Origin of the sequence: Stenotrophomonas sp., assembly GCF_050737075.1 — a bacterium.
Taxonomy (GTDB): domain Bacteria; phylum Pseudomonadota; class Gammaproteobacteria; order Xanthomonadales; family Xanthomonadaceae; genus Stenotrophomonas.
In genome coordinates this window covers 51,472-60,806 of record NZ_JBOHXV010000020.1, presented here as the reverse complement: position 1 = coordinate 60,806, position 9,335 = coordinate 51,472, and the positions used below count along the sequence as shown (strand labels likewise).

Sequence of the window (9,335 nt, the reverse complement as noted above, 5' to 3'; positions counted from 1 at the left end):
GCCGACGGCAGCGCAAGCGCCTGTCGCGATGCCAGGTCCACGCGCTGCAGCGGATGGTTGCGGGTGCCTACCAGCAGGGCATCGCCGTCGGCGGCAATGGCGAATTCCTGCGCGCCTTCCGGCATCACCACCTGGATCAGGTTGGCGTGCCGGAACCGGTCCAACCCGCGGCTGCTGCCTACCCACAGGTTGCCCTCGCGGTCTTCGAGCAACGGCTGCACATAATCGGAGCTGAGCCCGTCGGTCCGGCGGAAGTACTCGATTCCCTCCGGCGTGCGCTGCGCCGAACGGCGCATCAGGCCGGTACCCAGCGTGGTCGCCCAGAGGACCCCATCGCGGTCGAAGATCAGCCCGGCAGAGGCGCCCGCCTCACCCTTCCCCAACAGCGGGCGCACACCGCCGTCGGCCTCGGCCACCCAGATCGCCCCGTCGGGCGCCTGCGCGATCTGGCTGACCCGCCCGACGCTGGCCGGCACGCTGGCGAAGGCGCGCGCGCCCCGGCGCAGCACCACCATGCCGTTCTCGGTTGCCACCCACAACGTGCCGTCGCCGTCGGTGAACAGCGTGCGCGCCTGCCGCCCCGGGTAGGCCATGGCCGGGGTGGGGCGCACCCAATGCTGGCCCTGCAGTAACACCGGACCGGTGAACGTGGCGGCCCACAACCGGCCAACACCGTCTTCCGCGAAGCGGAACACCGTACTGGTCGGCAGACCATCGTGCTGCCCGTAGTGGCGGACCCGTGAACCCTCGATCAGGCTGACGCCGCCGTACCGAAAGCCCACCCACAGCCCGCCGCTGGCGGAGGTATACAGGGTTGAAACGCTCGTCGCAGGGAAGCCGTTGTTCCCCGGCGGCACGAAGCGGGTGAAGCGCGCGCCGTCGAACCGATACAGCCCGATTTCCGTTCCCAGCCAGAGATAGCCGTCCGCCGTCTGCGCCAGCGCGGTCACCTGCCCGGGCGCACCCTGGTTCACCGTCCATGCCGTGTGGTGGAACTGCGCCAGGCTGCGGGCAGGATCCAGCGCGGCGGCATGTCCACTGAGGAGCAGCAGCCATGCGCAGGCGATGCCCCGGAAGATGCCCCGGAATATGAACGTCATTGTCGGCCCTTTGCTCCCGTGCACGCGACATCGCGGACGGCGCTCACGCCATCATACAAAACCGCTCAGGCGGCCCCATCGGCAGGCTCGCACACGAGCGGCCGGGCGGCGCGTGCGTAGGCGGTGGGCGTACATCCCAGCGTGCGGCGAAACCAGCGCACGAAGTGGCTCTGGTCGTAGAACCCAAGGTCCGTGGCGATCTGGCCGATGCGCCGCCCGTCCTTGCGCAGCAGGTGCCGGGCGCGCTCGATGCGTCGCAGGCGCTGGTATTCCATCGGACTGACACCGACCTGATGGCGGAACAGGCGCGCGAAGTGGCAGCGGCTCATGCACGCCACGGCAGCGATCGCACTGAGCTGCAACGGCTCGCAGAGATTGGCGTCGATGTACTCCACCGCCTTGGCAACCGCCAGCGAACTCCCCGCAGCCCCGTGCACGGTCATGCCGGCAGGAGGGCCAATCACGCGTTCGACGGAGGGTGCCGTTGGGCTGGCGTGCACGGGCGTCAACCTCGCGGAAGTTGCTGGACATGGTGGCCCCCTGGGCGGCCCACCCCCACCCCCAAACGGTCCAGACCACGACTACTCTTTCGGGTTGGTGCCGCCCCGGGAGGCAGGGCGTCGCAGCACACGGCGGCCGAACAGCAGCGCGTCCACCGAATAGGCCCCGGGGCCCACCATCGACAGGGAGATCACCAGGCCTGCGAAGGGCCAGCCGTCGAGGCCTGGATCCAGGCTGCCCACCACCAGCGACACCCCAGCTCCAAGCGGGGAAAGGCTGCCTGAGGCGAGCAGCAGCGCGGCAAGCCAGGCCCAGCCCAGCAGGTCGGCTGCCGGCCACGCCGCCCGCAGCCCCCAGGGCCATAACAGCATCGACGCCAACAGCAGGCGCAGCATCAGCGCGCCCGTGCCCGCCAGGCGATCTGGAAATGTGGCATGCAGGAACTGCACTGGTCACCGCCCGTGTTCGATGGGGTCGCCCACATTCAGGACCCATCGCCGTCCGCGTGCATGCCTCGAAAGAGGGGGGATCGCGTCCCCCTTCCCGCCAACCGGCTGCCGTTCTCCGCCATCGACAGCTTCACGCAGGCATTTGCTATCGTGCCCACCGTCAGCTCCTCCTTCCCTGGAATCACATGCCCCGCAAATCATCCGCCGCCCCCTCTCCGCAGGCCGTCCTGCGGGCCGCCACCAAGGAGGCGTATGAACGCGTCACCGTGCTGCTCAACGCCAGCTATGCCGATTTCAGCCCCGAGCAACAGCGCCGGATCCGTGCGCTGGTAGCCGGCGAGGCGTCGACCAGCCCGGTCAAACGCGCCAAGCCGGCCAAGGCCCCCGGGCAGGAGCTCCCGCCGCGTTACTGGCTGCCGCACAGCCAGGAAACCTGGTCAGGCCGCGGGCGCATCCCGCAGTCCTTCCTTGCCTGGGAAGGCACCGTGGCGCATACCGAATGGAAGAAGCACCACCCCGACGAGCGCTTCCCGGCGTTCCCGGGCTGAACGGGCAGATGAGCCGCGCCATCAGGATGCGCAAGGCGGTTGGAACCCACGGCACCCTGCACCGCGTACACGACCTTCAGAAGCGCCATGACGCAAAGCAGACGTTGCCCACCCTGCTGTGCGACAGCCCGGGCTGCGGCGCGGCGGTGAAGTTCGTGGCCGAACACAGCAGGAGCGGTACCGCTCCTGCCGCGCCTGTGCATGTTCCCGCGTACATCGCGCTGGACAAGGGCGCAGCGCACCAGCCGGGGTGCAGATACGACGCCCCCGGCTACCTGCAGACGCTGCTCGCCGCCGGCACCGATCCCGAGTTTCTGCCAGCACTGGGGGAAGGCAAGCATGAGCTGCGCCTGTTGCTCCTGCAGCAGGCCCTGAAACGCGGCGGCGGTGAAGCGTCAGGCGCGGGCACACCGTTGGACGGCTATCTGAATACCCTCGTCGAGCTGCTGGTGCTGCGCGCCCTGTGCGAAAGCGACGCGCTGCCGGCGGCGCAGGTAACGCTGCGGCTGGGCAAGAAGAAGGTGGAGTGGAGCAATTTCTTCTACGAACAGGAACGCTACGACGAGGCGTGGGAGCGACTGGGCGCGAATGCAACCGACCTGCCCATGGCCCTGGTCGGTACGGTCCGCTCACACCGCGCGCCGCAGCCCGGTTCCATGTTCCTCAACTGCGCCCCGAAGTACCAGCACACCGGCATTGCCGACCGCCGCGATTTCTATGAAATCAGCGTCGGGCACAGCGATGCCGCGTGGCTGCAGTCCTTCCCGGTGGGTGCGGAGATCGTGATGTTCGGGCTGTGGCGCCAGGGGAAAAGCAGCACGTCCTCACGACCGCACCCGACCGACCCGCGCAGAACCATCACCAGTGTCACCCACAAGCTCGCGTTGTGGCCGAGCTTCAAACGGCAGCTCGCGCTGGTTGACTGACGCGCAGGCGCTCAGCAGGAGGGCTCGTGCGCCAGCGCGACGTATACCAGCCTCGCCGGCATGGTGTAGAGGTTGGACTGCCCGTTCAATACCCCGTTCAAATCGGTCGCCCCCTCGGCGCCGCGCAGGCTGGCGAAGTACAGCGTCTGGCCATCCGCGCTGAACGCGGGGGTGAAGTCCATGCCCGTGCCATTGATCGGCGCCGGCAGCCGCACTGCCGGCGACCAGCCCTCGGGCCCCTTGCAGCTTGCGAACAGGTCGATATCGGCCACCTCCCCGCGACGGCTCCAGAACAGCGCCACCTTTCCGTCGGGCGAGAGCGTCACATCGCCCTGGATGGACCCGTCGTTGAACGGTGCAGGCAACACCTGTGGCGCATCGAAACCGTCGCCCTTGGCCGCTGCGCGGTAGAGCGAGAGTTGCGCGGGCCCGCCCTTGCGTGAGCTGTTGAAGTACAGCGCGCCGTCATGCAGCTCCGGACCCAGCTCGTCACCGTCCGATGCCACTGCGGCAAGGTGTTCGGGCGTACCGAAACCTTCGGCCCTTACAGAGACACGCCAGATGTCGAGGCTGGTATTCGGCACGTCACCGCGTGCCGGGCGGTTGGAGACGAAGTACAGCGTGCCGCCGTCCGGCGTAAGCCAGGGGTCCGAGTCTTTGTAGCGGGGATCGGAGAACGGCACCTGCGCCGGCTCGCTCCAGCCCTGGCCATCGCGCCGCGCGTACCAGATGCGGCTGTTCTTGAAGCCAGCGTCCGAGCGCGCGAACACCATGCGCTGCCCCGCCGCATCCAGGCTCAGGTTGTAGTCGTTGCGGGGGCCAGACAGCCAGCCTGCACCGGTCAGCTGCGCCGCCCCCTCGCGCGCCACCGGCAGTGTGCGTGCCGGCGCGGGCTTGCTGTACCAGAGTGCGTTGACGATGATCCAGCGCTCGCCGAAGCGCCCCATGTGGAAGTAGTCCACGAACCACGGCGTCTCCAGCCGCACCGACGCCGCGTTGGCGGTCACGTCCAGTACGCGGCAGGTGCGGTTCCACTGTTCCTTCGGCGTCTTCAGCGCCCCCTGCCGGGTCAGCCCCACCAGCTCTTCCCTGCTCATGCGGCGCAGGCCCAGCCGTTCGTCCGGCGTATCCCCCAGCACCATGCGTTTGGCCAGGTCCGGATGCAGCGACCGTGCTACTCGTTCGGGGTTCGCCTCCAGCTGGCCGTCCACGTAGTCGAAGCAGGTGGCCTCGATGGCGGCTACCGTGGCGGCATCCGGCGGGGACGGGGTGTTCGCTGCGGCGGCAGCGGCAAGCAACAAGGCAAACGCAGGCATCGTTCCTCCGGGCATTGGGTGTCGCTGCATTCAACGACAGCAGCGGGCGCCTGTCTGCAGGTTTGCGACGAACCGTGGCCGGTTTGCGATGAAGCGTTAGACCGCAGCCAGCAGCCGCCCGTCCACCACCCGCACCTTGTCGCGATAGCTGCGCGACAGCTTGAGCTCATGGCCCGAATCCAGCACCAGGAAGTACTCCCCGTTGGGGTGGGGACGCAGCTGCGTCACCCGCTCCAGATTGACGATGCTGGAGCGGTGCACCCGTGCGAACCGGCGCGGGTCCAGGCGGCCCTCCAGCTCCTGCATGGTGCCGCGCAGTACGTGGGTCTGGTCGTGGGTATGGATGCAGATGTAGTCGCCCGCCGCATCCACCCAGCGAATGGCATTCAGCGCGACGCGCACCAACCGTTGCCCATCGCGAAGATTCAGCGTGCCGCCGGTACGACTCGCTTCGTCCAGCATCAGTGCATCCAGCTGCGGGCGGTCCGCGGCAGGCATCGTGGCCATCAGCCTGAGCAGCCGCTCGTAGTGGTCCTCTGCCTTGCGCGCGGCCAACCGCGTGCGCGCACGTTCCACCGCTTCGTCCAGGCGGCGGTCATCGACCGGTTTGAGCAGGTAGTCCAGTGCGCTGGCCGCGAACGCCGCAATCGCATACTGGTCGAAGGCGGTAACGAATACCGTGAGCGGAATCTGCGTGGCCGGCAGCGCGCGAAGGACCCCGAAACCGTCCATGCCGGGCATCTGCACATCCAGGAACATCAGCTGCGGGCGCAGCGCGGCGATGGCCTGCGTCGCCTGTCCGCCACTGCCGGCCTCGCCCACCACCTCGATATCGGCGTGGCGCTGCAGGTGCAGCTGCAGGCCGCGACGCGCCAGCGGCTCATCGTCCACGATCAACGTGCGGATGCGGCTCATCTCAGCCCCCCTCCGCTGCAGTGAAAGGCAGGCGCAGATGCACGTCGGTACCGCGCGGCTGGCGGGCCACGATGTCCAGCTGCTGGTGCTCGCCGTAGAGGACGCGCAGGCGCTCGCGGGTGTTGGCCAGGCCCACCCCGGCGCCACGGCCACTGGGCGGTGCGATGAAGCCCGGCCCGTCGTCGCGCACGTGCAGGTCCAGCATGTCACCGTCACGACGCGCGACCAGCTCGATGCGGCCGCCGGACTCGCTGGCGGCCAGCGTGTACTTGATGGCGTTTTCCACCAGCGGTTGCAGGATCAGGCTGGGCACCCATGCGCCGTACGCCACCGGCTCGATATCCAGCACCACGCAGAGCCGGTCGCCGAAACGCAGGCGCTCGATGTCGAGGTAGAGCTCAAGCGCCTCCACCTCCTCGGCCAGCGTTACCGGCTGCTCCGGGTCCGACTCCAGCGAATGGCGCAGGAACGACGACAGGCTGCAGATCATGCGGTGGGCCGTATCGCGCCGGTCATCCATCACCAGCGTCGAAATTGCATTGAGCGTGTTGAACAGGAAGTGCGGGGTGAGCTGGTAGCGCAACATGCGCAACTGCGCGGCATGGGCGGCGTTGGCGGCGCGCAGCGCGGTTTCCTTCTGCTGCTGCAGCTGTTGTGCCAGCTTGATGCCGAAGTACAGCCCGCTCCACGACAGCAGCAGATAGAACGCCGATGCGAAATACCACACGTAGCCCAGCAAGCTGTGTAGGCGGCAGTCGTCGCAGTAGCTGAAGGTGATGCCCACGTGCAGCTTCATCTGCACCAGCGTGGCCACCACCAGCATCAGCGCCGCGCCGGGCACCATCACCCGCATGGGCTTGCCCCACAGCCGGCGGTAGCCAAGCCGCAGCACGCTGGTGGTGGCAAACCCACACAGCGCAACCGACAGCGACGCCACCCCGTAGCCCAGCGGCTTGCCGTCGCCCATGGCGGCCAGGAAGCTCAGCAGGAAGTACGAGAACCAGCCACCGGTCTGCAGCAGCCAGAACAGGTTCCCGCGCCTGGGCGCGAACACGGTCGTGGGGAGGGCTGTGCTCACGGGGCGGACTCGCTGGCGGGGACTGCACTATGCGGCGGATTCGGTCGGGATGGTATGGCCGTGTTGCCAGCTCTTGTAGACGAACTCCAGGCTGTAGCCGTCGGGGTCACGCACCTGCGCGGCGTAGTAGCGCGGATCGTAGTGCAGCTGCGGGCCGGGGGGATGGATCTCGCGGGCGCCGGCGGCCATCGCGGCTGCATGGGCGGCGTCGACCATTGCCGTGGACTCGGCCACGAAGCCCACGTGCGCCGCCTGCGCGGCAGCAACGCCTTGGCGCAGCCAGAAGAAGACCCGGCCGTCCGCCCCGAACCCTTTCAGGTCCGGGTGCCCCGCCGGCCCCTGCCGGCCGTCGTAGTCGAGCCGGTTGACGATCCCCAACGGCGCCAGTGCCGCCGTGTAGAACGCGATGGAACGTGCGGTGTCGGTGACGGTAAGAAAGACGTGGTCGAGCATGTGCTACTCCCGAGTTGCGAACTAGATGTTGTACCCGCCCGCCACTTCGACGGTCTGTGCGTTGACCCAAGCCATATCATCGCCGAGCAGCCCGGCGATCACGCGGCCCACGTCGTCCGGCTCCCCTACCCGGCCCAGTGCCGTCTGGGCGGCCAGCATTGCTTCGAATGCGTCGTTGAGCCCACCGCCCAGCTCGGTGCGGATCGCACCGGGCGCCACCGCATTGGCCCGGATGCGGCGCTCGCCGAATTCCTTGGCCATGTAGCGGGTAAGCACCTCCAGCCCACCCTTGAAGGCGGCGTACGGCGCCACGCCGGCCGTGGCCACCCGCGTGGTCGCGCTGGTGATGTTGACGATACCCGCACCGTCAGCCAGCAGCGGCAGCAGCGCCTGGGTGAGGAAGAACGGCCCCTTCAGATGCACGTTGAACAGGCTGTCGAACTGCGCCTCGGTCACCGTCTCGATCGGGTTGAACAGCCCGAAGCCGGCGTTGTTCACCAGCCCGCTCAAGCGGGTCGCGCCCCAGCTGCCCTGCAGCGTCTCGGCTACCTGCGCGGCGAAGGCGGCAAAGCTGCCGCTGTTGCCCACGTCCAGCGGCAGGGCCACGGCGGTGCCGCCCTCGGCGTGGATGCGTTCCACTACGCGCGCGGCGGCGTCGGGCTGCGCGTGGTAGGTGAGGATGACGCCCATGCCGCGCTGCGCGCACTGCAGTGCGGCGCTGGCGCCAATGCCTCGGCTGCCGCCGGTGATCAGTACGCATTTCATGCGGGTGCTCCTGTGCAAGGGGGTGATGCACAGGCTAGGGGCGCATGCCCCTGGGCGCCGGCCCGATCCTCGCCGATCCCTGCCTATTCCTGCTTTGCGCCTTGTCAGCCTTTGCCGCGGGGTGTCCAATGCGGGCATGGAAAGCGGCCCTACCGACCCGATTGAATTTCCCCATGGCCGCTGAAGCAAGCCTTGACGACCTGCGCCGCTACGCTGTGGCACGCACCCTGTTCACGCCGACCACGCTGCCGGTGGCGATCCGGCGGCTGGGCTTCCTGCAGGCCGACCCGATCCGGGCGCCGGCGCGGGCGCAGGATCTGACCCTGCGCCACCGCGTCAGGGACTACCACGCCGGCGATCTGGAACGCAGCTACGCCCGCCTGGCGATCGACGAGGACTACCTGGTCAACTATGGCTTCCTGCCACGCGCACACCTGGCGTTGATCCACCCGCGACAGGCCAAGAACGCATGGGACGCCGCCACGCGACGCAAGGCGGCCGACGTGCTGGCCTTCGTGCGCGAGCGCGGCGCGGTGCATCCGCGCGAAGTCGACCAGCACTTCGCACACGGACGCGTGACCAACTATTGGGGCGGCTCAAGCAACGCAAGCACGCATCTGCTCGACGGCATGCACTACCGCGGCCTGCTGCGGGTGAAACGGCGCGACAGCGGCACGCGGGTGTACGAAGTGGCGGAACACCTGGACGCCGACGAGACACCTGCAGGACGCGCCCTGCGCGCAGCAGCGTTGATCGATCTTGTGGTGCGCAAGTACGCGCCCCTGCCGGCCGCCAGCCTGACCTACCTGGCGCGGCTGCTCGGCTATGGCGCACCGCACCTGGCCGCGCACACCCGCACCGCGCTGCGGCTGGCGCAGGATCAGCTGGCCTCGTACCGCATCGACGGCACCACGTGGTACTGGCCGGCCGATGAGAACCCGCGCTCGCGGCGCTATGCCGTCGATGACCAGCTGCGCCTGCTCGCTCCCTTCGACCCCGTGGTATGGGACCGCCGGCGGTTCGCGCTGCTCTGGGGCTGGACCTACAAGTTCGAGGCTTACACGCCGGCCGCCAAGCGCCAGTTCGGCTACTACGCGCTGCCGATGCTCTGGCGTGACCAGGTCATCGGCTGGGCCAATCTGGCGGTGCGCGTGGGACGACTGGAGTCGAGCTTCGGCTACGCCGCCGGCGCTGCGCCAAAAGGCGCTGCCTTCCGCAACGCGCTGGACGACGAGCTGGAGCGCTTCACGCGGTTTCTTGGCCCGCGTTGAAGCCGACGCGCCA

General features: G+C 68.5%; 10 protein-coding genes and 1 pseudogene. 3 read left to right on the top strand and 8 right to left on the bottom strand.

Annotation, left to right across the window (positions count from 1 at the left end; all coding sequences use genetic code 11):
- The 3 genes from ACREPD_RS07420 to ACREPD_RS07410 form a co-directional block, all read right to left on the bottom strand.
- The coding region (locus ACREPD_RS07420) for a ligand-binding sensor domain-containing protein (RefSeq protein ID WP_431598722.1) at positions 1–1,100 on the bottom strand (1,100 nt) is incomplete at its 3' end.
- A 65-nt stretch (positions 1,101–1,165) separates the two neighbouring features.
- Entirely contained in the window at positions 1,166–1,600 is a 435-nt protein-coding gene (locus ACREPD_RS07415) for a helix-turn-helix domain-containing protein (protein WP_431598721.1), read from the bottom strand.
- An 81-nt stretch (positions 1,601–1,681) separates the two neighbouring features.
- Positions 1,682–2,050 (bottom strand): hypothetical protein, encoded by a 369-nt coding sequence (locus ACREPD_RS07410; RefSeq protein WP_431598720.1) that lies wholly within the window; start codon positions 2,048–2,050, stop codon positions 1,682–1,684.
- Positions 2,051–2,235: 185 nt separating this feature from the next.
- On the opposite strand from ACREPD_RS07410, the gene ACREPD_RS07405 reads away from it, so the two are divergent.
- Positions 2,236–2,598, top strand: coding sequence for an H-NS family nucleoid-associated regulatory protein (locus tag ACREPD_RS07405; RefSeq protein ID WP_431598719.1), 363 nt, complete (start codon positions 2,236–2,238; stop codon positions 2,596–2,598).
- 8 nt (positions 2,599–2,606) lie between these two features.
- Positions 2,607–3,524, top strand: a complete 918-nt coding sequence (locus ACREPD_RS07400) for a hypothetical protein (RefSeq protein ID WP_431598718.1) — start codon at positions 2,607–2,609, stop codon at positions 3,522–3,524.
- An 890-nt stretch (positions 3,525–4,414) separates the two neighbouring features.
- Here the strand turns inward: ACREPD_RS07400 and ACREPD_RS07395 are convergent.
- The 5 genes and pseudogenes from ACREPD_RS07395 to ACREPD_RS07375 form a co-directional block, all read right to left on the bottom strand.
- Positions 4,415–4,840, bottom strand: a pseudogene (locus ACREPD_RS07395) (nuclear transport factor 2 family protein); the annotation flags it as partial.
- Positions 4,841–4,936: 96 nt separating this feature from the next.
- Positions 4,937–5,755 (bottom strand): LytR/AlgR family response regulator transcription factor, encoded by an 819-nt coding sequence (locus ACREPD_RS07390; RefSeq protein WP_431598717.1) that lies wholly within the window; start codon positions 5,753–5,755, stop codon positions 4,937–4,939.
- Between the two features lies 1 nt (position 5,756).
- Positions 5,757–6,833 carry a sensor histidine kinase gene (locus ACREPD_RS07385; RefSeq protein WP_431598716.1) on the bottom strand — a complete coding sequence of 359 codons (1,077 nt, stop codon included), beginning with the start codon at positions 6,831–6,833 and terminating at the stop codon, positions 5,757–5,759.
- A gap of 27 nt (positions 6,834–6,860) precedes the next feature.
- Positions 6,861–7,286, bottom strand: coding sequence for a VOC family protein (locus ACREPD_RS07380; protein WP_431598715.1), 426 nt, complete (start codon positions 7,284–7,286; stop codon positions 6,861–6,863).
- A gap of 21 nt (positions 7,287–7,307) precedes the next feature.
- Positions 7,308–8,051, bottom strand: a complete 744-nt coding sequence (locus ACREPD_RS07375) for an SDR family NAD(P)-dependent oxidoreductase (RefSeq protein ID WP_431598714.1) — start codon at positions 8,049–8,051, stop codon at positions 7,308–7,310.
- A gap of 173 nt (positions 8,052–8,224) precedes the next feature.
- On the opposite strand from ACREPD_RS07375, the gene ACREPD_RS07370 reads away from it, so the two are divergent.
- Positions 8,225–9,322 carry a DNA glycosylase AlkZ-like family protein gene (locus tag ACREPD_RS07370; RefSeq protein ID WP_431598713.1) on the top strand — a complete coding sequence of 366 codons (1,098 nt, stop codon included), beginning with the start codon at positions 8,225–8,227 and terminating at the stop codon, positions 9,320–9,322.
- Positions 9,323–9,335: the final 13 nt, after the last annotated feature.

Excerpts from the sequence above, each read along its gene's own strand:
- ACREPD_RS07405 (WP_431598719.1), top strand. The coding sequence starts at position 2,236 with ATGCCCCGCAAATCATCCGCCGCCCCCTCTCCGCAGGCCGTCCTGCGG.
- ACREPD_RS07400 (WP_431598718.1), top strand. The coding sequence starts at position 2,607 with ATGAGCCGCGCCATCAGGATGCGCAAGGCGGTTGGAACCCACGGCACC.
- ACREPD_RS07390 (WP_431598717.1), bottom strand. The coding sequence starts at position 5,755 with ATGAGCCGCATCCGCACGTTGATCGTGGACGATGAGCCGCTGGCGCGT.
- ACREPD_RS07380 (WP_431598715.1), bottom strand. The coding sequence starts at position 7,286 with ATGCTCGACCACGTCTTTCTTACCGTCACCGACACCGCACGTTCCATC.
- ACREPD_RS07375 (WP_431598714.1), bottom strand. The coding sequence starts at position 8,051 with ATGAAATGCGTACTGATCACCGGCGGCAGCCGAGGCATTGGCGCCAGC.
- ACREPD_RS07370 (WP_431598713.1), top strand. The coding sequence starts at position 8,225 with ATGGCCGCTGAAGCAAGCCTTGACGACCTGCGCCGCTACGCTGTGGCA.